This is a genomic window from Defluviimonas sp. SAOS-178_SWC (genome assembly GCF_039830135.1).
In the GTDB taxonomy this organism is placed as follows: Bacteria; Pseudomonadota; Alphaproteobacteria; order Rhodobacterales; family Rhodobacteraceae; genus Albidovulum.
Genome location: NZ_CP156081.1, coordinates 275,223 through 299,113, shown reverse-complemented (window position 1 = coordinate 299,113; position 23,891 = coordinate 275,223). Strand labels below are relative to the sequence as shown.

The 23,891-nt window shown below is 65.5% G+C and carries 21 protein-coding genes; 8 read left to right on the top strand and 13 right to left on the bottom strand.

Annotated features, from left to right (window positions below):
* The first annotated feature begins 3 nt into the window (after nucleotides 1-3).
* Nucleotides 4-1,182 carry a dihydrolipoamide acetyltransferase family protein gene (locus V5734_RS02295; protein ID WP_347311916.1) on the top strand — a complete coding sequence of 393 codons (1,179 nt, stop codon included), beginning with the start codon at nucleotides 4-6 and terminating at the stop codon, nucleotides 1,180-1,182.
* Nucleotides 1,179-1,427, top strand: a complete 249-nt coding sequence (locus V5734_RS02290; protein WP_347311915.1) for an acyl carrier protein — start codon at nucleotides 1,179-1,181, stop codon at nucleotides 1,425-1,427. Before V5734_RS02295 ends, V5734_RS02290 begins: the two co-directional genes overlap by 4 nt.
* 13 nt (nucleotides 1,428-1,440) lie before the next feature.
* On the opposite strand, the gene V5734_RS02285 is transcribed toward V5734_RS02290, so the two are convergent.
* The 9 genes from V5734_RS02285 to V5734_RS02245 form a co-directional block, all read right to left on the bottom strand.
* Nucleotides 1,441-2,130: a hypothetical protein gene (locus V5734_RS02285; RefSeq protein ID WP_347311914.1), complete on the bottom strand. Its 690-nt coding sequence runs from the start codon at nucleotides 2,128-2,130 to the stop codon at nucleotides 1,441-1,443.
* Nucleotides 2,127-4,580, bottom strand: coding sequence for a Lon protease family protein (locus V5734_RS02280; RefSeq protein ID WP_347311913.1), 2,454 nt, complete (start codon nucleotides 4,578-4,580; stop codon nucleotides 2,127-2,129). Before V5734_RS02280 ends, V5734_RS02285 begins: the two co-directional genes overlap by 4 nt.
* A 186-nt stretch (nucleotides 4,581-4,766) precedes the next feature.
* Nucleotides 4,767-5,942 (bottom strand): fumarylacetoacetate hydrolase family protein, encoded by a 1,176-nt coding sequence (locus tag V5734_RS02275; protein WP_347311912.1) that lies wholly within the window; start codon nucleotides 5,940-5,942, stop codon nucleotides 4,767-4,769.
* Nucleotides 5,943-5,953: 11 nt separating this feature from the next.
* The gene (locus tag V5734_RS02270) at nucleotides 5,954-6,082 is read right to left on the bottom strand and encodes a hypothetical protein (protein WP_347311911.1); all 129 of its coding nucleotides are present in this window, start codon (nucleotides 6,080-6,082) and stop codon (nucleotides 5,954-5,956) included.
* A 59-nt stretch (nucleotides 6,083-6,141) separates the two neighbouring features.
* Complete coding sequence (locus V5734_RS02265) at nucleotides 6,142-7,308, bottom strand: aminotransferase class V-fold PLP-dependent enzyme (RefSeq protein WP_347311910.1); 1,167 nt, start codon at nucleotides 7,306-7,308, stop codon at nucleotides 6,142-6,144.
* A 63-nt stretch (nucleotides 7,309-7,371) separates the two neighbouring features.
* Nucleotides 7,372-8,397 carry an L-threonine 3-dehydrogenase gene (gene tdh, locus V5734_RS02260; protein ID WP_347313559.1) on the bottom strand — a complete coding sequence of 342 codons (1,026 nt, stop codon included), beginning with the start codon at nucleotides 8,395-8,397 and terminating at the stop codon, nucleotides 7,372-7,374.
* Nucleotides 8,398-8,408: 11 nt separating this feature from the next.
* Nucleotides 8,409-9,599 carry a glycine C-acetyltransferase gene (locus V5734_RS02255; protein ID WP_347311909.1) on the bottom strand — a complete coding sequence of 397 codons (1,191 nt, stop codon included), beginning with the start codon at nucleotides 9,597-9,599 and terminating at the stop codon, nucleotides 8,409-8,411.
* Nucleotides 9,600-9,743: 144 nt separating this feature from the next.
* A complete protein-coding gene (locus V5734_RS02250; protein ID WP_347311908.1) occupies nucleotides 9,744-10,304 on the bottom strand; it encodes a helix-turn-helix domain-containing protein in 561 nt (186 codons plus the stop codon).
* 31 nt (nucleotides 10,305-10,335) lie between these two features.
* On the bottom strand, nucleotides 10,336-11,253 hold the full coding sequence (locus V5734_RS02245; RefSeq protein WP_347311907.1) for a LysR family transcriptional regulator: 918 nt from the start codon (nucleotides 11,251-11,253) through the stop codon (nucleotides 10,336-10,338).
* Between the two features lie 93 nt (nucleotides 11,254-11,346).
* Between V5734_RS02245 and V5734_RS02240 the strand changes: the two genes are divergently transcribed.
* The 5 genes from V5734_RS02240 to amaB all read left to right on the top strand — a co-directional run bounded on the left by V5734_RS02240 (nucleotide 11,347) and on the right by amaB (nucleotide 18,587).
* On the top strand, nucleotides 11,347-12,552 hold the full coding sequence (locus V5734_RS02240; RefSeq protein ID WP_347311906.1) for a pyridoxal phosphate-dependent aminotransferase: 1,206 nt from the start codon (nucleotides 11,347-11,349) through the stop codon (nucleotides 12,550-12,552).
* 7 nt (nucleotides 12,553-12,559) lie between these two features.
* Nucleotides 12,560-13,768, top strand: coding sequence for an acyl-CoA dehydrogenase (locus V5734_RS02235; RefSeq protein ID WP_347311905.1), 1,209 nt, complete (start codon nucleotides 12,560-12,562; stop codon nucleotides 13,766-13,768).
* Between the two features lie 100 nt (nucleotides 13,769-13,868).
* On the top strand, nucleotides 13,869-16,058 hold the full coding sequence (locus V5734_RS02230) for a dehydrogenase E1 component subunit alpha/beta (RefSeq protein WP_347311904.1): 2,190 nt from the start codon (nucleotides 13,869-13,871) through the stop codon (nucleotides 16,056-16,058).
* Entirely contained in the window at nucleotides 16,055-17,086 is a 1,032-nt protein-coding gene (locus tag V5734_RS02225) for an ACP S-malonyltransferase (RefSeq protein ID WP_347311903.1), read from the top strand. The genes V5734_RS02230 and V5734_RS02225 overlap by 4 nt, the downstream gene beginning before the upstream one ends.
* A gap of 1 nt (nucleotide 17,087) precedes the next feature.
* Nucleotides 17,088-18,587, top strand: a complete 1,500-nt coding sequence (amaB, locus tag V5734_RS02220) for an L-piperidine-6-carboxylate dehydrogenase (protein WP_347311902.1) — start codon at nucleotides 17,088-17,090, stop codon at nucleotides 18,585-18,587.
* Between the two features lie 166 nt (nucleotides 18,588-18,753).
* Here amaB and V5734_RS02215 read toward each other — a convergent pair whose 3' ends face one another.
* On the bottom strand, nucleotides 18,754-19,155 hold the full coding sequence (locus V5734_RS02215; protein ID WP_347311901.1) for a hypothetical protein: 402 nt from the start codon (nucleotides 19,153-19,155) through the stop codon (nucleotides 18,754-18,756).
* A 304-nt stretch (nucleotides 19,156-19,459) separates the two neighbouring features.
* Between V5734_RS02215 and V5734_RS02210 the strand changes: the two genes are divergently transcribed.
* On the top strand, nucleotides 19,460-20,539 hold the full coding sequence (locus V5734_RS02210) for a saccharopine dehydrogenase C-terminal domain-containing protein (RefSeq protein WP_347311900.1): 1,080 nt from the start codon (nucleotides 19,460-19,462) through the stop codon (nucleotides 20,537-20,539).
* A 46-nt stretch (nucleotides 20,540-20,585) separates the two neighbouring features.
* On the opposite strand, the gene V5734_RS02205 is transcribed toward V5734_RS02210, so the two are convergent.
* Genes V5734_RS02205 through V5734_RS02195 form a run of 3 tightly spaced genes read right to left on the bottom strand, consistent with a single transcriptional unit; the run spans nucleotide 20,586 to nucleotide 23,884 of the window.
* Complete coding sequence (locus V5734_RS02205; RefSeq protein ID WP_347311899.1) at nucleotides 20,586-21,617, bottom strand: trans-3-hydroxy-L-proline dehydratase; 1,032 nt, start codon at nucleotides 21,615-21,617, stop codon at nucleotides 20,586-20,588.
* Nucleotides 21,618-21,626: 9 nt separating this feature from the next.
* The gene (locus V5734_RS02200) at nucleotides 21,627-22,628 is read right to left on the bottom strand and encodes a 4-hydroxyproline epimerase (RefSeq protein WP_347311898.1); all 1,002 of its coding nucleotides are present in this window, start codon (nucleotides 22,626-22,628) and stop codon (nucleotides 21,627-21,629) included.
* The gene (locus V5734_RS02195; RefSeq protein WP_347311897.1) at nucleotides 22,625-23,884 is read right to left on the bottom strand and encodes an NAD(P)/FAD-dependent oxidoreductase; all 1,260 of its coding nucleotides are present in this window, start codon (nucleotides 23,882-23,884) and stop codon (nucleotides 22,625-22,627) included. Before V5734_RS02195 ends, V5734_RS02200 begins: the two co-directional genes overlap by 4 nt.
* Nucleotides 23,885-23,891: the final 7 nt, after the last annotated feature.

Below are 23,891 nucleotides of genomic sequence, written 5' to 3'. Positions count from 1 at the left end.
GACATGGGCGAGTTCCGCATGCCCTCGCTTGGCGCAGACATGGAGGCGGGAACGCTCGTCGAATGGCTGAAGGCGCCCGGCGACGCGGTCGCGCGAGGGGATATCGTGGCGGTCGTTGAAACCCAGAAGGGCGCGATCGAGATCGAGGCATTCGAGGACGGCACACTGGAGCGGACGCTGGTTGAGATCGGCACGAAGGTGCCTGTGGGCACACCGCTTGCCGTCATCCGCGCGAAGAGCGAGGCCACCGCCCCCGCCGAAGCGGCAAAAGAGGAGAGGAAGCCTGCGCCAAAACCGACACCTCCCGTCCCGAAAGCCGCGCCGCGCCCCACATCCGCCGCACCGGCGCGGCCGGCCGGGGACCGGCTGCGGATCACACCCGCCGCGCGGCGGCTGGCCGACGAGAAAGGCTTCGATGCCGCGCGACTACGCGGTATCCAAGGCACGGGGCCCGACGGCGCGATCACATTGAGCGACCTCGAGGAACCTGCCGAAGCCCCGTCCGCTGCCCCTGCACCGATGTCGGACATGCGCGCCGCGATCGCCGCCGCGATGGCGCGGTCGAAGCGCGAGATCCCGCATTACTACCTGGCCCAGACGGTGGACCTTTCCCGTGTCTCCGGGTTCCTCGCCAGGGCGAATGCCGACCGCGCGCCGGAAGACAGGCTGCTGATCGGCGCGCTGTTTCTTCATGCTGTGATCCTCGCGGCGAAGAAGTATCCCGAGTTCAACGGACACTTCATCGACGGTGCCTTCCGCCACTCGGCACAGATTCACGCGGCAATGGCGGTGGCCCTGCGCGGCGGCGGGTTGGTCGCCCCGGCGATCCTCGATGCGGGCGAGTGCGACCTCGACACTCTGATGGCCGGGATGCGCGACACGCTTGGCCGGGTCCGGGCCGGCCGGTTCCGGGCGCGAGAACTGTCGGACGCCACGATCACCGTCACCAGCCTTGGGGAGCGCGGGGTCGATACGCTCTACGGCGTCATCCAGCCGCCGCAGGTCGCCATCGTCGGCTTCGGCAGCCCTGCCGAGCGCCCCGTCGCCCGCGACGGAAAGCTGGCTGTCGCGCTCACCACGACCGTCACGCTGTCCGCCGACCACCGCGTCAGCGACGGCCATCGCGGCGCACTTTTCCTGCGCGCCATCGACCGGCATTTGCAGGAGGTTACGGGGCAATGACGAAGGACGAGATCGAAACGCTGGTCCGCACCGAACTCGGGCGCATCGCCCCGGACATCGACCCGGACGAGATCGATCCCGACGGTGACCTGCGCGACGAATGCGATATCGACTCGCTCGACTTTCTCAATCTCGTCACCGCTCTTGGCAAGGCGCTCTCGATGCCGATGCCAGAGGCGGACTATCCCCAAATGCGCAGTCTCGACGGCCTCCTGGCCTATCTGGCGCGTGGAACAGCCGCCTGAACGGAGTGGCAGGTCACGCGGCTGTGTCCGTCTGGTGGCCGGCCCCGACGATGAGAACCGGGCAGCGCGCCGCGTCGACCAGACGCCTGAGTTCGACCTCCGGCATCATCGTGCCGCCGCTCAGATCGAGAACCACGGCCGCCGCATGACTGCGGCTCAACTTGTTCAACGCATCGACGTCATTAGGCTGCGGCATTCGTTCCACCCGGACGCCGAGAGCTGCCACCAGCGCATCGACCAGCGCCTCTGCCTCCCTTCCGTCACCGTGTCCGGCCCCGATCAGGATAACCCGCCCCGACGACCGCCGCGTCTGGCGATAGCCGATGGCGACAAGATCCCAGCTTCGCGACGCGCCGATGAGCCCGCTGACAAGCTCTCCCGCTCGCGTTTCGAACGACCAGTCGCTGCCGCATGCGGCGGCAAGGCGCGACAGGGCGGCGCGAAACGCCCGCGCCTCGGCGCGCGCGATCATGCCCGCCTGCGCGGCGGACGGACCGGGCACAACGAAACCGGTAGACGTGACAACACGCGCGCGCGGCGGGCCGCCATCTCCGAAGGCATTGCTGTCCTCGATCAGCAACCCTCCCAACTCCAGCGCCAAGGCACCGGAAATCTGTTCGGCGAGACGGAGCACGCTTTCCGCATCCGCGAACGAGGCTGCTCCGATCAGAAAGCGGCGGCGTTTGGGATCGGGCGGGGTCATGGCGAATCCTGCCCCCCCGCTTCGCCCTTGGCGGGGCGAACGTAGCGCTGGCGAAGCTCCGCGAAACCACGCAGGCGGTCATCCACGAGGCGATTGACCGTATCGGGCGGGTAATGGCCATCCGGACCCCGCACCCCTGCCGCGCGGTTGGTGAGAACGGCGATCCCCTCGTCGATGGTCTCGACAGGCATGACCCGGAACCGGCCCGCTTCCGCAGCCGCGACCACGTCCGGCCGCAGCATCAGATGTTCGACATTCGCCTTCGGGATCAGCACGCCCTGCGTACCGGTTAGCCCGCGCCGCTCGCAGACATCGAAGAAACCTTCGATCTTCTCGTTGACCCCGCCGATCGCCTGGACCTCGCCCAGCTGGTTGACCGATCCGGTAACGGCGATCCCCTGATCGACGGGCAGGCCCGACAGGGCCGACAGGATCGCGTAAAGTTCGGCCGACGAGGCACTGTCACCGTCGACCCCGCCGTAACTCTGCTCGAATACGAGGCTCGCATGGAGCGAGAACGGAACATCAAGCGCGTAGGTCGACGTGAGGTAGCCAGAGAGGATCAGAACACCCTTTGAATGCAGGGGCCCGCCCAGTTCCACCTCACGCTCGATATCGACGAGCTTGCCGGCCCCCATCCGGGTTCGCGCGGTGATCCGTGACGGCCGGCCGAACCGGTAGTTGCCAAGATCGAGGACCGACAATCCGTTGACCTGCCCGACTTTCGCCCCGGTCGTGTCGATCAGGATCGTGTTGCGCCCGATCGCCTCCTGCATCCGGTCGCGGATACGCGACGCCCGGCGCTCCTTTTCCCGGACGGCCCGCTCGACATCGGTCGCTTCGATCAGGTCGTGTCCGGCGCTGCCGGCATAATGCTCGGCCTCGCGCATCAGGTCGGAAAGGTCGCCGACATGGAGGCTCAGCTTTCGGCTGTCCTCCGCGCGGCGCGTCGCCTCGTCCAGGAGCCGCGCGACACCACCTGCCGACAGATGGCGCAGACCTTCACGCCGAGCCCCAGCGGCGACGAGACGCGCCAGCAGCGTCAGGTTCTCCTCCGACCGGTCGAAATCTTCCTCGAAATCCGCCTGGACCTTGAAGAGATCGCGGAAATCGGGATCGAGCAGCGTCAGGAGCATGTGGAGCGACCGGTCGCCGATCAGAACCACGCGGACGTCAAGCGGAATGGGATCGGGCTGGAGCGACGTCGTCGAGACGAGCGACAGCCGCTCCGCCAGCGAGGTTATGGTGATGGACCGGCTTTTGAGGCAGCGTGTGAGGGCGTCCCAGGCGTATGGTTCGGTGAAAACGCGGCGCGCATCGAGCACCAGAAAACCGCCGTTGGCCCGGTGCAGCGCGCCCGGCTTGATCATCGTGAAGTTGGTGATGAGTGCCCCCATCTGCGACGCATGTTCGATCCGGCCTGCCAGATGATCGAGCGTCGGAAGCTCCTCGATGACAAGCGGGGCGCCGGTTCCGTTCGTTTCCTCGCGCGAGACCATCACGTTGACGACATAGCGCTCGAACGGCGGCTCGCGGTGGTACTTCCGGATCGCGTCCGGGAAGGGGCCGCTGTTGGCGTCCGCCCGCGCAGCGAGGAAGATCTCGGCATTCGCGATCATGTCCTTCCGCACGTCGGCAAGGAAGTCTTGCACGGCCTCGATCCCGGCGAAGCCCTCGTCAAGGTCCTTGACCCGTGCAGAAACCGCGCGCTCAGCCATTTCGGCATGCAGCGCTTCGACCTTGCCGCGCAATTCCCTGTCGAGCTTCGGGGCATCGCGCAAGACTTCTGCGAGGTCCTCCTGCAGGCGGGCGATCTTTTCGTCGATCTCCTTCTGCGCGTCTTCGTCCAGCTTGTTGTAGTCCTCGGTCTTGACCACCTTGCCGTCCCGGATCGCCGCCAGCATGAAGCCCATCGGGGTGCGCATCAGCGCGACATTCTCTGCCTTCGCCTTGTCGGCGAAATCGGCCATCGCGGTTTCCTGGCGGTCGCCGTATTCCTCGTCGAGCGCGCGGCGCTGGGTCTGATATTCCTCGGATTCGAAAAGCGACGGGATCTCGACTGCAAGATCGTCCACCAGCCCTTGCATCGCGGTTCTGAGCCTCTGCGCCGTTCCCGGCGGCAATCGCAACGCCTTCGGCTTGTCGGGTGCGTCGAAGTTGTTGACATAGGCCCAGTCGTCGGGAACCGGCATCGACTTGGCGTGCCGTTGCAACAGGTCGCGCACGGCACGGTGGCGGCCCATGCCGTTTGGACCAAGAACGAACAGATTGAAATCGCAGTGAGCGATCTGGACCGCGAGCCGGATCGCATCCATCGCCCTGTCCTGACCGACTAGGCAATCAAGCCCCTCCAGTTCGTCGGTCGAGCGGAACGGCAGGATGGCCGGATCACAAACGGTCCGCAACGCGGCGGCGGCAAGTCCGCGCTGTATCTCGTTGTCCGGTGTCATGCCCGATCCTCCGTCGCGCTGCTCCCCGATGCTGACCGCCTTTTCGCGACGGGGCAATGATCCCGGTCAAGGCGGTTCCGACGGGAGGGGCGATCAGTGATCGCGGCATTCACCCGGATGGCGTTCATGAAGTCTGCAAGGATGAGAATGGCCGGTCCGAACTGCACAGGCGGCGGGGACCGTCGGTCACGGTCCCAGCATCCCCCTTGCCGCGAGGTTTTCCATCAGGGCCCGCGCCCCGAAGGTCCACGGTTCGATCTCGTCACAGGGGCGGACGATGTTGATCAGCCTGCCGAGGGGGTCGGAGGCGATCTCCACCCGGTCGCCGTAGTGGTGCGTGAAGCCCTGCCCGGCACCGCCCCTGTCCTTTGTCGGTGCGAACATCGTGCCGAGAAATAGCATGAAACCGTCTGGATACTGATGGCTGCGGTTGCAGGTTTGTGCCGCGATATCGGCCGGCTGACGAGAGATTTCGGCCATGTTCGAGGCACCCGACAGCGCGAAGCCGTCGTTGCCCGTCACGTTCAGACTGAGTTGCAGTTCCGATATCCGGGCAAGCCCGAACGCCTCGTCGAAGAGCCGGATGAACGGGCCGATCGCGGCGGCGCCGTTGTTGTCCTTGGCCTTGCCGAGCAGAAGTGCCGACCGACCTTCGACGTCACGCAGGTTAACATCGTTGCCCAGCGTGGCGCCCCGAATGCGGCCGGTGGAATCGACCGCCAGAACCACCTCGGGTTCGGGGTTGTTCCAGTCCGAGGCGCGGTGAACGCCGATATCGGCCCCGCATCCCACCGCCGACATCGGTTGACCCTTGGTAAAGACCTCGGCATCCGGGCCGATCCCGACCTCAAGGTATTGCGACCACATACCGTTCTTCTGCAGGTGTGCCTTGATCTCCGCCGCCTTCTCCGACCCGGGAACGACGCCCTTGAGGTTGCCACCGAGGATCGCCGCAAGCTCGGCCCTGATCGCGTCGGCGCGGCCCGCCTCTCCCTTCGCGCGCTCCTCGATCACCCGTTCGATCATCGAGCCCGCGAAGGTGACGCCCGCCGCCTTGATCGCCTGCAGATCGCATGGCGCAAGGAGCCGGCCGAGGGAGCCGCGATCGCCGCCACCGTCGAGATAGCCGTCCAGAGGCCCGAGCGACGGGAATGCGCCGCCAAGATCGCCGGAAAGATCGGCACGGTCCAAGAGGCCCGACATTGTCGGTGACAGATCCGAGAGGTCGAGAACTTCACCATCGCGGACGAGGACCGGACAGGGACCGCCGCGCGCCGCCGACCAGACCCGACCGACAAGACGCGCCGTGGGATCGGTAGGGAGGATATCCGCCGCACTCAGCCGAAGTGGATGTTCCGACATGTCTCGCTCCTTCAAATGGCGGCCCGGTCGCCCCGGACCTGGACAGGCAGCATTCCTGCGATGACCAGCCCGGAGATGGTCTGCCCGAATGCCTCAGGCATCTGCATGATCGACAGAACCGGGTTCGGCAAGGCGATCATGATTGCCCCGACGAGTGTGAGCGCCTTCGGAAGTCTGAGCAGATCCGACGTTGCCCCGATCAGCGCAGATCGAGGAGGTCGCGGACGGCGGCGAGAAGCGTTCTGCCATCCTCCGGCCGATTGTAGCCTTGAATCGAAAGACGCACGAAACATCGGCCGGCCCAGCGCAGGACCGGAATCTCGATCCCGTAGCGGGAGAGCAAGTCGCGATGCAGCTTTTCGGTATCGCAGTCCGGGATCGGCATCGCGATCATTTGCGGCGCGCTAACCTCTGGTGCGGCCAGCGCGGGCAAGCCGGTGATTCCGGCAAACTCGGCGGCGATTTCCTGCGCCAGCGCCCCACACCGGGCAGAGACCGCGCCCCAGTCGTGATCGTTCCTGAACCTGATGGCTGCGGGCACCGCCAGCCAGGCCGAAGGATCGCGGGTGCCCTGAAACTGGAACCGGTCGAGGAAGGCCGAACCGCCGAACGGTCCGGGCGACTCTCCCGCCTCGGTCCAGCCGTGGCTGATCACCCGGGGATCCAGCAACGCCTGCATCGCCGGACGGGAGTGCAGGAAAGCGGTGCCCTTTGGCGCCATCAGCCATTTGTGGCAGTTGCCGACATAGTAATCGGCGCCAAGTGCAGTCACGTCGAGCGGGATGTGGCCCGGCGCATGCGCCCCGTCGATGATGGTCACGATCCCCCGCGCGCGCGCCTCGGCGACGATGCCCGCAATCGGAAAGACCAGCGCCGTGGGCGAGGTTATGTGGCTGAGAAACAGCACCTTCGTGCGGTCGGTGATGGCTTTGCGCAAGGCGTCGGCGAACGCCTCTTCCGTCAGGGGCAGTGGAATCCGGACCGGCCGGATCACCGCCCCGGCCCGTCCGGCCACGAAAGCCCAGGTCTTTGTCAGCGCGGAATATTCGTGATCCGTCGTCAGAACCTCATCACCCGGACCGAGATCGAGCGAGCGGGCGACGATGTTGAGCCCGGCGGTGGCGTTCGTGACCCAAACGAGATCGTCGGGATCTGCTCCGATCTCCGCCCCTAGCGCAATGCGAACTTCGGAAAAGCGCTCCGTGAGATGGGCAGGGTCCATGAAGGCGACCGGCTGCGCCTCCAGCCGCTCCTGCCAATCTCGATACGCCTCCATCACCGGACGCGGGCAGGCGCCGTAAGAGCCGTGATTGAGAAAGGTGACGCCGGGGTTGAGGAGGAAGTGGCGGGCAAGATCGTCGGGCAAGGCGCACTCCGCAATGGCTCCGGGCGCGACCCTAGCACGGGCCGCGCGCCGGGAAAGCGGCGATCATGTCCAGTCGAGCACGACCTTGCCGCTTTTGCCCGATCGCATCACCTCGAACCCGTCGGCGAAGCGATCGACGGGGAAGCGGTGGGTGATCACCCGGCGGATATCGAGGCCGTTTTCCAGCATCGCGATCATCTTGTACCAGGTCTCGAAAATCTCCCGGCCATAGACGCCCTTGATCGTGATCGCCTTGAAGACGATGCGAGACCAGTCGACGGGCGACTTGCCCGGCGGGATACCGAGCATGGCGATGCGCCCGCCCATCACGAGGTTCTCGACCATCTGGTCGAGCGCCACCTGATTGCCGGACATCTCCATCCCGACATCGAAGCCTTCCTTCATCTTCAGGACGCCCTCGACATCCTTGAGATCCTGCTTCGCGACGTTCACCGGGACGACGTCGGCGACCTTCGCGGCAAGATCAAGCCGGTCCTGATTGACGTCGGTGATGACGACATGCCGGGCGCCGACATGCCGCGCGACGGCCGCCGCCATGATCCCAATGGGACCGGCGCCGGTGATCAGCACGTCCTCTCCCACCAGATCGAAGGACAGGGCCGTGTGCACCGCATTGCCCAAGGGATCGAGGATAGCCCCGATCTCGTCGTCGATCTCATCGGGCAAGGGCACCACGTTGAAGGCGGGCAGTTTCAGGTATTCGGCGAAAGCCCCCTGCTCGTTCACGCCGATCCCGCGCGTGGCGGGGTCGAGGTGGAACTTGCCGGCACGCGACTGCCGCGACTGTTTGCCGATCAGATGGCCCTCGCCGGAGCATCGCTGGCCGATGCTGAGCCCTTCGACGTTGCGGCCGATCTCCACGATCTCGCCGGCGAATTCGTGACCCGTCACCAGCCCCACCGGAACGGTCCGTGCCGCCCACTCATCCCAGTTCCAGATATGGATATCGGTGCCGCAGATGCCGGTCTTTCGGATGCGGATCAGCACATCGTCCGGACCGATCTCGGGCACCGGGCGGTGCTCCATCCAGAGGCCGACTTCGGGTTTCGTCTTCGCCAGTGCCTTCATGTCGTTGCGCATCAGATCGCCCCCACCGCCTTGCCCGCGCCCCGGAAGGCGTCGAGCGCGAAATCCAGATCGTCCCGCGTCAGCCTGGCATTCATCTGCGTCCGGATGCGCGCCTGCCCTTTCGGCACGACCGGAAAAAAGAAGCCCGAGACATAGACGCCCCGCTCGAAAAGCGACGCAGCCATGGCCTGTGCGAGTTTCGCCTCGCCCAGCATGACCGGGATGATCGGGTGTTCGCCGGGCAGCAGGGCAAAGCCCGCATCGGTCAGCCCGGCGCGCCAATAGCTTGCGTTCCCAAAGAGCTGCGCGCGAAGGTCGTCGGCTGCCTCGACGAGGTCAAGCGCCGCGATCCCGGCGGAGACGACGGCGGGTGGCAGGGCATTGGAGAAGAGGTAAGGTCGCGCCCTCTGGCGCAGAAGGTCGATGACCGGCTGCGGGCCCGCGACGTAGCCACCAAGGGCACCGCCCAGCGCCTTGCCCAGCGTCCCGGTCAGGATATCGACCTCGACCCCGGCATGGGCGGGCGTGCCGCGCCCCTGCGGGCCCATGAACCCGGTTGCGTGGCAATCGTCCACCATTGTCAGTGCGCCGTATTTCTCTGCCAGCGCCGCGATCTCCGGCAGCTTGGCAAGATACCCGTCCATCGAGAAGACGCCATCCGTCGCGATCAGGATGAACCGCGCGCCATCCGCGCGGGCGCTCTTCAACTGCGCCTCCAGGTCGGCCATGTCGGAATTGGCGTAGCGGTAGCGCCTGGCCTTGCAGAGCCGGATCCCGTCGATGATCGACGCATGGTTGAGCGCATCCGAGATTACCGCGTCTTCGGGCCCCAGAAGCGGCTCGAACAGTCCACCGTTCGCATCGAAGCAGGCGGCGAAGAGAATGGAATCGTCCTTCCCCAGGAACCGCGCGATCCTCGCCTCCAGCTCCCGGTGCAGGTCCTGAGTACCGCAGATGAAGCGGACCGAGGCCATGCCGTAGCCGTGATCGTCCATCGCCGCCTTCGCCGCTTCGATCAGCCTTGGGTGATCGGCAAGGCCAAGATAGTTGTTGGCGCAAAGGTTCAGCATGTCGCGACTGGCGACTGTCACATGCGCGCCCTGCGCCGAGGTGATGAGCCGTTCGCGCTTGAACAAACCTTCAGCCTCGATCCCCGTGAGCGTGTCGCCGAGATGGGCGAGAAAGGCAGCCTTGTCCGACATGGCAGAATCTCCTCCTATATGATGGAATATTATCCGCGATCACGCATTTGTCAATATAACGGATTGACGTCCCGTATCACGGATTCCTGCGTCCGTCCGTTCCCAAATGCACCACTGCAAACGCCCCCCAACGGCGCCCGCCCGTCAGGAATTCTGCACGATCAGGATCGCCCGCGCCGGCCCGCCCTCGGCCTCGATCCGGTGCGGGCGGTCGGCGAAATAGCGGGCGGTATCGCCAACGCCGAGGCGCTGCGTGTCCTCGCCCGACACCACGACCACGACCCCTTCCAGCACCGTCAGATGTTCGCGGCAACCCGGCCCGTGCGGATCGCTGACAAGCGTCCCGCCCGCGTCGAAGCCGAGGTCGTAGACCTCATGCTCCCCGGCGGCCTCCGCCGGAGACAGGATCCGGATGCGGACGCCTTTGCCACGACCGGCGATGACCGGGGCGGCCTCGGCGCGGATCACTTCGATCCCCGGCGTCGACCGGCCTTCGAGAAGCCCGGCGAAATCCACCTGCAAGGCTTGCGTGAGGTTCCACAGGGTCGAGACGGTCGGACTCGATTCGCCCCTCTCGATCTGGCTGACCATCGAGCGTGAGACCCCGGACAGCTTGGCCACCGCGTCGAGGCTCAGCCCCTTGGACTTTCGCGCCTCCTTCAGCGAGGCGGCAAGCCGGTCATGGATGTCGGGGCGCGTGTTCATGGTGCGAAGGTGATCCCGCAACGGCGAAAGGTCAACGGGGCAGCATGGCCTCTCCATCCGGATCGGCCGCTTCCGCCTCAAGCCAGGCGCGGAACGCCTGAAGCGGCGGATACCAGGCGCCGACCGAGGGCCAGACTAGGTAGTAGCTGCCCTCTGTCGGCACCGGGCCGCCGAATGCCTCGACCAATCGCCCGTCCGCCAGTTCCTGTCGCGCCAGGAACTCCGGCAGCAGCGCCACGCCAAGCCCGTGGATCACCGCCTCGATCATCGGCGCGAACTGATCGAAAAGCATGCCTTGCGGCACCCGGTCGGAAACCCCGTGATGCGCGAACCACGATGCCCAGGCATTGGGCCGGGTTTCGAGTTGCAGGAGGGGAAGGCCGATCATGTCGCGCGCCGCGCCAATCGGGTGATCCGTCAGAAAGCGAGGCGCGCAGCAGGCCACCAACCGCTCGTCGAAAAGCTTGATCGCGCCAGCGCCCGCCCAGTTCTCGGTGCCGAAATGGATGGCGGCATCGAAGCCCTCCTCCTCGAAATCGAAGGGTTTGAGCCTTGTGCCGAGGTTGATCGTCACGCCCGGATGGGCCGCGAGGAACCGTGGCAGGCGCGGGGCGAGCCAGCGGGTGCCGAAGGTGGGCAGGATCGCCAACGACAGCGTTCCACCGCCGGTATTCGACCTGACCCGCATCGACCCACGCGAGATGAGATCGAGCGCCTTCACCACGTCGCGCGCATAGGCGAGCGCAGGGTCGGTCGGCACCAGCCGGCGACGCTCGCGCAGAAAGAGCGTGACGCCGAGTTGAGCCTCCAACGACTGGATGAGCCGGCTGACCGCGCCCTGTGTCAGGTCGAGATCGCGCGCGGCCGCAAGCGTCGACCCGGTACGAACCACGGATTCAAAGGCCGCAAGCAGCGAAATCGACGGCAGAAGGCGGCGCGGCGTGGCCATTATATGAGTATCATACATATCATACGGTCAGAATAACGCTATTCCCGCCGAAATTAATAGCCCATAGTGCATAAGACATTGCGTGAGGCCATGATGTCCGACCCTTTTCGACGCTCAACCCGGATCGACGCCGTGGAACTGTCGGAGATCTTGAAGATCTCGGAGCTGGCCGACGCATTGAAGCGCGAGGGGCGCGCCATCATCACTCTCGGCACCGGGGAGCCGGACTTCCCGACGCCGGCGCCGGTGATCGAGGCCGCGCATCTTGCCGCCCTGAAGGGCGAGACGACCTACACGCTGACGGCCGGAACAATTCAGCTTCGGGAAGCCATTGCTGCGGCGTGCGAGCGGGAGAGCGGCTACCGGCCGGCCATCGGCGAAATCATTGTCTCAACCGGCGCGAAACAGGTGCTTTACAACGCCTTCGCGGCCACCCTCGATCCCGGCGACGAGGTGTTGATCGTCGCACCCTACTGGACGAGCTATCCCGACATCGTCACGGTCTGCGCAGGCCGTTCGGTGATCCTTCCAACCTCTGCCGCAACAGGTTTCCGGGTGACGCCGGAGGCGCTTCGCGCCGCAATCGGTCCGAAGACACGCTGGCTGCTGCTGAACTCGCCGTCGAACCCGTCGGGCGCGGTCTATTCCGCGGAAGACCTCGACGCCTTGGCGGAGGTCTTGCGCGACGCGCCGCATGTGGGGATCATGGTCGACGAGATCTATCAGCATATTTCCTACGTGCCGTTCCGTTCTTTCCGCGCGGCGGCGCCAGATCTTGCAGATCGGACCCTGATCGTGAACGGCGTGTCGAAAAGCTATGCGATGACCGGCTGGCGGATCGGTTGGGGTATCGGGCCGAAGCGCCTCATCTCGGCGATGATCGCGGTGCAGAGCCAGATCACCTCCGGCGCTTCCTCCGTCAGCCAGGCGGCCGCGGCGGCGGCGCTTTCCGGCGACCAGCAGCTTCTGGCCGAGCACTGCGACGATTTCCGCGAGCGGCGCGACATGATGGTGGAGGCTTTGAACGCGACGGGGCTGCTTTCCTGCCCCTCCGCGGACGGGGCCTTCTATCTTTTCCCCGACTGCACGGCCGCCTTGGGAAAACAGACCCGCGACGGACGCACGATCGAAACCGATGCCGATTTCTGCGAGGCGCTCCTTGCCGCCGAAGGCGTCGCTCTCGTCCCCGGCCGCGCCTTCGGAACGCCCGGCCATCTCCGGCTGTCCTATGCCTATTCGAGAGCTTCGCTCCGCGAGGCCGCAACCCGAATCGCGCGTTTCTGCGCATCGCTCAAGTGAGGATCAAATGGCCCTGAAACCCAAGGACGCCCCCGACCTGTCCCGCTTCGATTGGGAAGATGCCTTCCGCATCGAAGACCAGCTGACCGAGGAAGAAAGGATGCTCCGCGACGGCGCCCGCGCCTATGCGCAGGAAAAGCTGCAGTCGCGCGTGATCGAAGCCTATCGCGAGGAAAAGACCGATCCCGCGATCTTCCGCGAGATGGGCGAAATGGGTCTGTTGGGGGTGACGATTCCGGAAGAATACGGCGGGTTAGGGTCTTCCTACGTCGCCTACGGCCTCGTTGCCCGCGAAGTGGAGCGGGTGGATTCGGGCTACCGGTCGATGATGTCGGTGCAATCCTCTCTGGTCATGTATCCGATCTATGCCTACGGGTCGGAAGAGCAGCGGAAGAAGTATCTGCCGAAACTCGCCACCGGCGAATTCATCGGCTGCTTCGGCCTGACCGAGCCGGATGCCGGCTCCGACCCCGCCGGAATGAAGACCCGCGCGACGAAGACGGCGAACGGCTATGTCCTCAACGGCTCGAAGATGTGGATCTCGAACGCGCCGTTTGCGGATGTCTTCGTCGTCTGGGCCAAGTCCGAGGCGCATTGCGGCAAGATCCGGGGCTTCATCCTCGACAAGGGAATGAAGGGCCTTTCGGCCCCGAAGATCGGCGGCAAGCTGTCGCTTCGCGCCTCGATCACGGGCGAGATCGTGATGGACAATGTCGAGGTGGGCGAAGACGCGCTTCTGCCGAATGTCGAAGGGCTGAAGGGGCCGTTCGGTTGCCTCAACCGCGCCCGCTACGGCATTTCCTGGGGTGTTCTCGGCGCGGCCGAGTTCTGCTGGCACGCGGCGCGGAGCTACGGGCTTGACCGCAAGCAGTTCAACCGGCCGCTGGCGCAGACGCAGCTTTACCAGAAGAAGCTGGCCGACATGATGACGGAAATCTCGCTCGGGCTTCAGGCGTCCCTGCGCGTTGGCCGACTGATGGACGAGGCGAAGGCGGCGCCCGAGATGATCAGCCTCGTCAAGCGCAACAATTGCGGCAAGGCGCTGGATATCGCGCGGATGGCCCGGGACATGCACGGCGGCAACGGCATCCAGGAAGATTTCCAGATCATGCGCCACATGGTCAATCTGGAGACGGTGAACACCTACGAGGGAACGCACGACGTTCACGCGCTCATCCTCGGGCGGGCCATCACCGGATTGCAGGCGTTCTTCTGACGGCCACTGCACGAGAACGAACCCGCCGGAGGCCCGGACCATACGGTCGATGCCTCCGGCGGGGATATTTGGAGCAAGATGAAGAGTATCGGTTGGAAAGATGGACCGCGCTGACATCGTTCATGACAACTTCCTGCGCCGGGTCGCTTCCGGCGACCTTCCAGCCGGCAGCACGCCGGCGGGACCGCTCGGGCAGACCGGTGCCGTCGCGATCTTCCGCGCTGGCTGCCTGTCGCGCGCACTCGACCGGCAGAGCCGGGCCATGCAGAAGGCCGGGCAGGGCTTTTATACGATCGGGTCATCCGGTCACGAAGGGATGGCGGCGGTGGCGGCGGCGCTGAGGCCGACAGACATGGCGTTCCTCCATTACCGCGACGCGGCCTTCCAGATCGCGCGCAGCCAGCAGGTTCCCGGCCAGTCCATCGCCTGGGACATGCTTTTGAGCTTCGCCGCCTCGTCCGAGGACCCGATCTCGGGCGGGCGGCACAAGGTTCTGGGCTCCAAGGCGCTGAACATCCCGCCGCAGACCTCGACGATCGCCTCGCATCTGCCGAAGGCCGTGGGCGCGGCCTATGCCATCGGCGCGGCACGCCGGCATGCGCCCGAGCACAAGGAACTGCCCGACGACGCCATCGTCTGCTGTTCGTTCGGCGACGCATCCGCCAATCATTCGACCGCGCAGGGGGCCTTCAACACGGCGGGATGGACCTCCTACCAGTCGATCCCGCTGCCCCTGCTTTTCGTCTGCGAGGACAACGGCATCGGCATTTCCACCAAGACCCCCAAAGGCTGGATCGCGGCGACGTTCCGCGACCGGCCGGGACTGAAGTACTTCGCCTGCGACGGGCTCGATCTCTACGACACCTTCCGCGTCGCCGGTGAGGCTGCGGCCTACGTCCGCACCCGCAAGAAGCCCGCCTTCCTGCATATCCGCACGATCCGGCTTTACGGCCATGCCGGCGCCGACGTGCCGACGACGTATCTCAGCCGCGACGAAGTCGAGGCGGAGGAGGCGAATGACCCGCTTCTGCACGCCGTGCGGCTGATGGATCACGCCGGCGCGCTGTCGCCCGCCGAGGCACTGGCGATCTACGAGGAGACCAACGCGCGCGTGGCCCGCATCGCCGGCGAGGCGGTCACCCGGCCGCGATTGAAGACGGCGGGCGACGTGATGGCGTCGCTGATCCCGCCAAGGCGGGCATGCAAACCGACGAACGGCCCGAGTGACGAGGCACGTGCGGCGGCCTTCGGCGCCGACATGAAGGCGATGAAAGAGCCGCAGATCATGTCGCGGCTGATCAACTGGGCGCTGACCGACCTGATGCTGGACAATGGCGAGATCGTCATGATGGGCGAGGATGTCGGCCGCAAGGGCGGCGTCTACGGTGTCACCCAGAAGCTGACGCAGCGATTCGGGCCGGACCGGATGATCGACACGCTGCTCGACGAACAGTCGATCCTCGGCCTCGCCATCGGCATGGCGCAGAACGGCTTTGTCCCGATGCCGGAGATCCAGTTCCTGGCCTATCTCCACAATGCCGAGGACCAGATCCGGGGCGAGGCCGCGACGCTGCCGTTCTTCTCGAACGGGCAGTACACCAATCCCATGGTGCTGCGCATTGCCGGGCTTGGCTATCAGAAGGGCTTCGGCGGGCATTTCCACAACGACAACTCGGTTGCCGTCCTGCGCGATATTCCGGGCGTGATCCTCGCCTGCCCGTCGAACGGGGCAGATGCGGCGAAGATGCTGCGCGAATGCGTGCGGCTCGCGCGTGAGGAGCAGCGGGTCGTGGTTTTCCTGGAACCGATCGCGCTTTATCCCATGCGGGATCTGCACGGCGACAAGGACGGCGGCTGGATGCGGCTCTATCCCGCCCCGAATGAAGTCATTTCGCTGGGGGAGGTGGGCGTTCACGGCGATGGGACGGACCTTGCTATCGTGAGCTTCGGGAATGGCTGTTACCTCTCGCGGCAGGCCGAACGTAGGCTCGCCGATACAGGCGTCAAGGCGCGCGTCATCGACATGCGCTGGCTTTCGCCCCTGCCCGCCGACGCGCTGATCGAAGCGGTCAACGGGGCGAAACGCATTCTCGTCGTCGATGAGACGCGCCGTTCAGGCGGGATCGCGGAGGCGCTTATGACGCTTTTCACCGAGCGTACGGTTGTGCCGCATGCAAGGTTGACCGCCGAGGACAGCTTCATCGCCACCGGCCCGGCCTATGCCGCGACCATGCCCTCGGCCGACGGCATTTTCGACGCCGCAATGGCGCTGATCGGAGGCGGGGCATGAAAACGGCGGTCGTCATCTGCCCCGGTCGGGGCACCTACACCAAGACCGAGCTGGGCTATCTGAAACGGCATGTCGCCGACACGGCGCTTCTCGGCGCCTTCGACCGGACGCGCGAGGGGCTGGGGCAGGAGACGCTTTCGACGCTCGACGGCGCGGCGAGTTATTCGGTCGCGCGCCATACCCGCGGCGACAACGCCTCGGCGCTGATCTACGCGGCGACGCTCGGCGATTTTCGCGCCATCGACGGGGTCGAGGTCGTCGCGGTGACCGGCAATTCGATGGGCTGGTACTCCGCGCTCGCCTGCGGCGGCGCACTGACCGCAGAGGCGGGGTTCGAAACCGTAAACACGATGGGCACCCTGATGCAGGAGGCGCTGATCGGCGGCCAGCTGATCTATCCTTTCGTGGACGAGGACTGGCGGCCCGATCCGGCACGCAAGGCCGAGTTGATGGCGCTGGTCGGCGACATCGCCAGCCGTGCGGAGCATGTCCTGACGCTTTCGATCGACCTCGGCGGGATGCTTGTGCTCGCGGGGGACGAGGCAGGGCTTGCCGCTTTCGAGGCCGCCGTTCCGCCGCTACAGGGTCGATTCCCGATGCGGCTTGCCAATCACGCGGCCTTCCATTCGACGCTCCAGGCACCGGTCGCCGAACGCGGCCGCGCAAGGCTCTCGCCCTCGCTCTTCGGTCAGCCGAAGCTGCCGCTGATCGACGGGCGGGGCGCGATCTGGTGGCCGGGCGCCACCGATTCCCATGCGCTCTGGGACTACACGCTCGGCCATCAGGTGACCGAGACCTACGACTTCACCCATGCGATCAAGATCGCGGCGCGGGAATTCGCGCCCGACCTGTTCATCGTCACGGGGCCGGGCACCACGCTCGGCGGTGCCGTGGCGCAGTCGCTGATCCTCGCGGATTGGCGCGGCATGGGGTCCAAATCCGATTTTCAGACACGGCAACAAACGGAGCCGCTGCTGATCTCCATGGCAATGGACGATCAGCGCGCATCCGTCACCAAGGGAGACTGACATGAACCACGAAGATATCCTCACGGCCGCGGGCCTGACCAAGGCTGAACTGACAGGCGGCACGCTCTCGGTGCAGTCGCCCATCGACGGGGCAGAGATCGCGAAGGTGCGCGAAACCGATCCGGCCGACATGGCGGCGATCATCGCCCGCGCGCAGGAGGCGTTCAAAGCTTGGCGGCAGGTTCCCGCGCCGCGCCGGGGCGAACTCGTGCGCCTTCTAGGCGAGGAACTGCGCGCGGCCAAAGACGAGCTTGGCGCCGTCGTGACCCTCGAAGCGGGCAAGATCACCTCCGAGGGCCTCGGCGAAGTGCAGGAGATGATCGACATCTGCGACTTCGCGGTCGGCCTTTCCCGCCAGATCTACGGCCTTACCATCGCCTCCGAACGGCCCGGCCACCGGATGATGGAGACCTGGCACCCGCTCGGCCCCTGTGCGGTCATCACCGCCTTCAACTTCCCCGTCGCGGTCTGGTCGTGGAACACCGCCCTGGCCCTCGTCTGCGGCGATCCGGTGATCTGGAAACCGTCGGAGAAGACGCCGCTGACCGCCATCGCCACGATGAAGATCATGGACCGCGCGCTGAATCGCTTCGGTGACGCGCCCGAGGGGCTCTGCCAGCTTGTCATCGGCGGGCCGGCCATTGGCGAGGCGCTGGTGAACTCGAAAGACGTGCCGATCGTCTCGGCCACCGGCTCGACCCGGATGGGCGGCATCGTGGGGCCGAAGGTCTCCGCCCGCTGGGGCCGGCCGATCCTCGAACTCGGCGGCAACAACGCGATGATCGTCGCGCCCTCGGCCGATCTCGACATGGCCGTCCGAGCCATCGTCTTTTCCGCCGTCGGCACGGCGGGCCAGCGCTGCACGTCCCTGCGCCGGCTGATCGCGCATAATTCGATCCGCGCCGACCTGGTCGCGAAGCTGACCAAGGCCTATGCGAGCCTGCCGGTCGGCGACCCGCGCAAGGGAACGACGCTTGTCGGCCCGCTGATCGACCATGCCGCGCGCGACCGGATGCAGGCGGCGCTCGAGAAGGCGAAATCCGAGGGCGGCACCGTGCATGGTGGCAAGACCGTGACCACCGGCGTGCCGCAGGGCGGTGCCTATGTCGAGCCCGCCATCGCCGAGATGCCGAAGCAGACCGACACAGTGCGGACGGAGACCTTCGCGCCGATCCTTTACGTCATGGGCTACGAGACGCTGGAGGAGGCCATCGCGATCCAGAACGACGTGCCGCAGGGGCTGTCGTCCTGCATCTTCACGTTGAACATGCGCGAGGCAGAGGCATTCCTGTCCTCGGCCGGTTCCGACTGCGGCATCGCCAATGTCAATATCGGCCCCTCCGGCGCCGAGATCGGCGGCGCCTTCGGCGGCGAAAAGGAGACGGGCGGTGGGCGCGAAAGCGGTTCGGACGCCTGGAAGGGCTACATGCGGCGGCAGACGAACACGATCAACTATTCCGCTCAGTTGCCGCTGGCGCAGGGCGTGAAATTCGACTTCTGAGGCAAACCCGTCCCGGACTTGACCCGGGACCTCTGACGAAACACGAGGCCCCGGATCATGTCCGGGGCTTCGCCATGTTAAGGCAGGAAAGCCACGCGGATAATTACCAGCGCAACTCCGCCAAAGCCCGGCGTGCAGAAAGTCTGCATTCCAAAGACCGGGCACTTCAAGCTAGCATGCGGCGTTGCAAGGGTGTGGCTTCCAAGGGGCTGGATGTAACAAATTGAAAGTTGGCTTCTGAACCAAACTTGATTTCAAAAGCTTCGTAGGGGGCATCTTGAAGCTGAAATGAGATCGTACACGACGAGCTGTCGATGACGACCGATCCAATCTCTCGTCCGTAAAAGTTACCAATTTCGCGAACTACATTCGGGACAGGAAGATCGAACCAAAAAACGCCTCCAAGAATAGGTTTAGGATTATAGAGGTACTCACTCCCGAAATACATCTGTTCGACGAAAACCATTTGCTCACTAGGTTCTCCGAAATAGGCGCAGCCGATGGCTCCATCATGGAATCCATGCACAGCATCGAGAACGCTCAGGAATTCGCGAGAAGTGAGTGCCATCCGCCTGTCTGACAAATTCATCATTGTCTCACTTGAAACAGCGCCGCGAGATATATTCAACTTTGAGGAGTAACCGCAATTTAGCGTCCTGAGCAAGCACAGACAAATAGGGCTCTCAGGCAACATCCGGCCACCAGATGAAGACCCGCCTCCGCCCCGACACATTGACCGACCACCCCGGCACTTTTCTGCATTCCTCCACCAAAACCGCCGGAATAACCGACGAAATCGCCAGCCGCGCAGGCGATTGTGGCGGCGAACCGGCGTCATTCCGGAAGAGTCACAGAAGAAAAGGAAGCGCGTCATGTCGTTCAACAAGGTCGCCGTTCTCGGCCTCGGAAAGGTCGGCCATCTGGCCGCGGAGCTTCTGGCCGAGGCGGGCTTCGCCGTCACCGGCGTCGATGCGCGCGAGGTCTCGGGCTGCCCGTTCCCGACCAGAGCGGCAGACCTGACCGACAGGGACGCCTTGGCCGCGATCCTCAAGGACCAGGAGGCGGTCCTGTCCTGCCTGCCCTACCACCTCAATATCGGCGTCTCGACCGTCGCTCACGGCCTTGGCCTGCACTACTTCGACCTGACCGAGGATGTGCCGACGACGAAGCATATCCGCGAACTGGCCAAGACCTCCAAGGGTATCATGGCCCCGCAATGCGGCCTCGCCCCCGGATTCGTCGGCATCGTCGGCGCGCACCTGGCCGACATGTTCGAGAAGGTGCGCTCGATCCGCCTCCGCGTCGGCGCCCTGCCGCAGAATCCCACGGGACTTCTCGGCTACGCCTTCAACTGGTCGCCCGAGGGTGTCGTGAACGAATACCTCAACGACTGCGAGGTGATCGAGGAAGGCGTGCACAAGTCCGTCTCGGCGATGGAATGGCTGGAATCGATCTATATCGACGGCGTGCACCTTGAGGCGTTCACCACCTCCGGCGGCCTCGGCACGATGTGCGAGACCTATGCCGACAGGATCGAGAACCTCGACTACAAGACGATGCGCTATCCGGGCCACGTGCATCTCATGAATTTCTTCTTCCACGAGCTTCTGATGCGGGAAAACCGCGAGGCGGCGGGGAAGATCCTGACCCATGCCAAACCGCCGGTGGACGAGGATGTCGTCTATGTCCACGTCGCGGCCGAAGGCTGGACAGAAGGCCAGTTGAAGCGCAAGGAATATGTCCGCGCCTATTATCCGCTGGAAATCGGCGGAAGACGGCGGACGGCCATCGCCTGGACCACTTCCGCCTCCGTTGTCGCGGTGATCGAGATGGTGCGCGCCGGCGCCCTGCCGCAGAAAGGCTTCCTGAAGCAGGAGGAGATCCCGCTCCTGCCCTATCTCGATACGCGGACCGGCCACTACTACACGATCGGCCACAAAAGCCGGCGCTGACGGAACCGTCTTTCATCTTGCCAGAAATACCTCCGCCGGAGGCGGCTCAGCCACCCGCGCCCCAGCTGTCGGTCAGGCGATACCCGCCCGGCCAGGGATCGTCCGGGTCGAGCATGTGCTGATGCGTTCCGGTGATCCAGGCGCGGCCGCTGATCTCCGGGACGATGGCCGGACGCCCCTCCAACTCCGTTACCGCGGCGATGCGGCCCGTGAACGTGCTGTCGATGATCGACCGCGCGGTCAGGGTCTGCCCCGCGCGCATCAGTCCCTTGGCGTGAAGCACCGCCATCCGGGCCGAAACCGCGGTTCCGGTCGGCGAGCGGTCGACCTTGCCGGGCTGGATCGCGACGGCGGATCGGGTGGAAAAGCCGGTCTCGGTCGGCTCCAGCACACCACAAAAGGCGCAAAATGAGATGTGGTCCCAGTCGGGCCGTTCGGGATGTGAAAACCCGATCTGCGCATTCGCGGCATCGGTGATCCGGACGCCGAGCCGGGCAATATCCCGCGCCTCGTCGGCCGTCATTGCGAGCCCGAGCGCGGAGGCGTCGAGCATGACGAAGCTGTCGCCGCCGAAGGCGGTGTCGACACTCAGTGTGCCAAGCCCCTCCACCTCCAGCGGGACGCCAATACGGTCGGCAAAGGACGGCAGGTTGCGAACGGTGATCCGCTCCGCCTTGCCGTTCCGGCACTCGGCCCGTACCCGGACAAGCCCGCCCGGGGCTTCCAGCACCAGTTCCGTCACCGGTTCCGTCATCGGCAGGATGCCGGCATCGAGAAGCACGGTTGCGACGCAGATGGAGTTCGATCCGGACATCGGCGGCGTGTCCTCCGGCTCCATGATGATGAACCCCATCTGCGCCTCGGGGTGTTTCGGCGGCACCAGCAGGTTCACGTGGCGGAAGACCCCGCCCCGGGGTTCGTTGAGCACGAACGCCCTCAGCATGCCATCCTCCGCGATGAACCGCCGCTGATCCCAGAGGGTGTCGCCGGGCGGCACGGGAACCCCGCCGACAATGACGTCACCGACTTCGCCCTCGGCATGGGCGGAGACAACGTGGATGATCTTCGTCGTGCGCATCGCCCCGCCTCAGGTCACCACGAACCCGTGGGCGAAGGGATCGCGGTCGTCGATGAAGATCGTGTTGAAACCCGTGACCCGCGCCCAGCCCGCGATGGACGGGATGATCGCGTCTCGGTCGCCGACCTTCGCCCGCCCCTCGATCCGGCCGGTGAAGAGCGAGCCGATGATGCTCTCATGAACGAAGGCCTCGCCCTCTTTCAAGCGCCCCTTCGCCGCCCAGTGCGCCATGCGGGCAGAGGTGCCGGTACCGCAGGGCGAGCGGTCAATCGCCTTGTCGCCGTAAAAGACTGCGTTGCGCGCAGTGGCCTCCGGGTGCGTCGGAGCGCCGGTCCAGAGGATATGACTGAGGCCGCTGATCTCCGGCTTTTCGGGATGAGTGAAGCTGTACCTGGCGTTCAGCGCCGCGCGGAGCTTCGGGCTCCACCCGACGAGGTCGAGCGCGCGGAGATCGGCGATGTCGCGGAAAGCCGCCTGCGGTTCGACGATGGCGTAGAAGTTGCCGCCATAGGCGACGTCGACCGTGATCTCGCCCAGCCCCTCGACCTCGGCGGTCAACCCCTCCGCGTAGAGGAAGGCGGGGACGTTGGTCAGGCGCACTTCCTCGACGAACCGTCCGGCCTGCCGGTATTCGGCGACGACACGGCCTGCGGGGGTGTCGAGGTTGAGAATGCCGGGGGTCTTGGGCCGGACAAGGCCGTTCTCGATTGCCGTCGTCACCGTGCCGATCGTGCCGTGCCCGCACATCGGAAGGCAGCCGGACGTCTCGATGAAGAGGACGCCGACATCGCAGTCGTCGCGCGTCGGCGGGTAGAGGATGGAGCCCGACATCTGGTCGTGCCCGCGCGGCTCGAACATCAGGCCGGTGCGGATCCAGTCGTATTCCGCAAGGAAGTGCGCGCGCCGTTCCAGCATCGTCGCGCCCTGAAGCTGCGGCGCGCCGCCAGCGACGAGGCGGACGGGATTTCCGCAGGTATGGCCGTCTATGCAGAGGAAAGTGTGGCTGGTCATGGGAAGCCCCTGAAGCGGACGGGATCGAACGGGCCAACGTCGATGCTTGGCGCCTGCCCCGTCAGAAGGTCAGCGACGAGCGTCGCGGTGGCTGTCGATTGGGTGAGGCCCAGATGCCCGTGACCGAAGGCATAGATGACCTGCGGCCCGCTAGGCGCGCAGCCAATGGCAGGAAGGGAGTCGGGCAGTGACGGACGGAAACCCATCCATTCGGTGCCGCCATCCGCGTTCAGACCCGGCAGGAAAGCCTGCGCCTTCCTCAGCATCGCCTTCGACCGCGCGTAGTTCGGCGGCAGGTCCAGCCCGCCGAGTTCGACGGCGCCACCGATGCGGATGCCGGTCGAGAGAGGCGCGGCGACGAAACCGTGGGCGGCGAAGGTGATGTGGCATCTGAGGTCGAAAGCGCCGGGCGGCAGCGTCGTGTTGTAGCCCCGCTCGGTTTCAAGCGGGATACGGTCGCCGATAGTGCGGGCGATCCGGTGCGAATGGGCGCCGGCCGCAAGCACGATCCGTCCGGCAGGGATCGCACGTCCGTCGCCGAGTTGCGCCACCGCGCCGTCATTCTCGACGGCGAGGGCGCGGACGTCGCCAGTGTCTATTATACCGCCTTTCGCCCGAAACGCATCTGCGAGCGCGAGGACGTAGAGCTTGGGATCGGCGATCGCCCACCAATCCTCGGTGACGGTCGCGTGGCTGAACCGCGGCGAAAGACCGGGCTGGACCTCGGCAATGGCGTCGGCCCCGACAAGCGGGCGGTAACTGAACCCGAATTGCCGCGCCTCATCATGTTGCCGCAGGGCGGCGTCGAACGCTCGGGCGGACTCGTGCACCTCAAGCTGGCCGGTCTTGCGCAGCATGCCCGACGTCCCAGTCGCCGCCATGAACGGCCCGAGCGTCTCGCGCCCCAGCGTCATCAATGCAGCCTGCGCGCGGGTCGAGGCGGCCACCTTATGCGGCAGGCTCGCGCAGGCGAACCTCGCCATCCAGGGTGCGATCTTCGCCGCATAACGCGGCGGGATTGAAAGCGGCCCAAGCGGATCGAGCAGCCAGCGCGGAGAATTCAGCAGAGTATCCGGCGAGGCGAGAGGGTGGATTTCCGGGAAAGCGAAACCGCCTGCATTGCCGGCAGATGCACCGGCTGCGGGTCCGGTCCGGTCAACGACCTGCGCCGTCAGACCCCGCGCAAGAGCGGCGTTGGCCACGGATAGGCCGATGACTCCCGCACCGATGACCAGAACGTCGGGACGGGGGGTCATGGCCGCT

Coding starts and splice junctions, on each gene's coding strand:
- V5734_RS02195 (WP_347311897.1), bottom strand. CDS start 23,884: ATGACCCCCCGTCCCGACGTTCTGGTCATCGGTGCGGGAGTCATCGGC.
- V5734_RS02205 (WP_347311899.1), bottom strand. CDS start 21,617: ATGCGCACGACGAAGATCATCCACGTTGTCTCCGCCCATGCCGAGGGC.
- V5734_RS02285 (WP_347311914.1), bottom strand. CDS start 2,130: ATGACCCCGCCCGATCCCAAACGCCGCCGCTTTCTGATCGGAGCAGCC.
- V5734_RS02225 (WP_347311903.1), top strand. CDS start 16,055: ATGAAAACGGCGGTCGTCATCTGCCCCGGTCGGGGCACCTACACCAAG.
- V5734_RS02280 (WP_347311913.1), bottom strand. CDS start 4,580: ATGACACCGGACAACGAGATACAGCGCGGACTTGCCGCCGCCGCGTTG.
- V5734_RS02250 (WP_347311908.1), bottom strand. CDS start 10,304: ATGAACACGCGCCCCGACATCCATGACCGGCTTGCCGCCTCGCTGAAG.
- V5734_RS02270 (WP_347311911.1), bottom strand. CDS start 6,082: ATGATCGCCTTGCCGAACCCGGTTCTGTCGATCATGCAGATGCCTGAG.
- V5734_RS02230 (WP_347311904.1), top strand. CDS start 13,869: ATGGACCGCGCTGACATCGTTCATGACAACTTCCTGCGCCGGGTCGCT.
- V5734_RS02240 (WP_347311906.1), top strand. CDS start 11,347: ATGTCCGACCCTTTTCGACGCTCAACCCGGATCGACGCCGTGGAACTG.
- amaB (WP_347311902.1), top strand. CDS start 17,088: ATGAACCACGAAGATATCCTCACGGCCGCGGGCCTGACCAAGGCTGAA.
- V5734_RS02210 (WP_347311900.1), top strand. CDS start 19,460: ATGTCGTTCAACAAGGTCGCCGTTCTCGGCCTCGGAAAGGTCGGCCAT.
- V5734_RS02200 (WP_347311898.1), bottom strand. CDS start 22,628: ATGACCAGCCACACTTTCCTCTGCATAGACGGCCATACCTGCGGAAAT.
- V5734_RS02215 (WP_347311901.1), bottom strand. CDS start 19,155: ATGGCACTCACTTCTCGCGAATTCCTGAGCGTTCTCGATGCTGTGCAT.
- V5734_RS02290 (WP_347311915.1), top strand. CDS start 1,179: ATGACGAAGGACGAGATCGAAACGCTGGTCCGCACCGAACTCGGGCGC.
- V5734_RS02295 (WP_347311916.1), top strand. CDS start 4: ATGGGCGAGTTCCGCATGCCCTCGCTTGGCGCAGACATGGAGGCGGGA.
- V5734_RS02255 (WP_347311909.1), bottom strand. CDS start 9,599: ATGTCGGACAAGGCTGCCTTTCTCGCCCATCTCGGCGACACGCTCACG.
- V5734_RS02275 (WP_347311912.1), bottom strand. CDS start 5,942: ATGTCGGAACATCCACTTCGGCTGAGTGCGGCGGATATCCTCCCTACC.
- V5734_RS02235 (WP_347311905.1), top strand. CDS start 12,560: ATGGCCCTGAAACCCAAGGACGCCCCCGACCTGTCCCGCTTCGATTGG.
- tdh (WP_347313559.1), bottom strand. CDS start 8,397: ATGAAGGCACTGGCGAAGACGAAACCCGAAGTCGGCCTCTGGATGGAG.
- V5734_RS02245 (WP_347311907.1), bottom strand. CDS start 11,253: ATGGCCACGCCGCGCCGCCTTCTGCCGTCGATTTCGCTGCTTGCGGCC.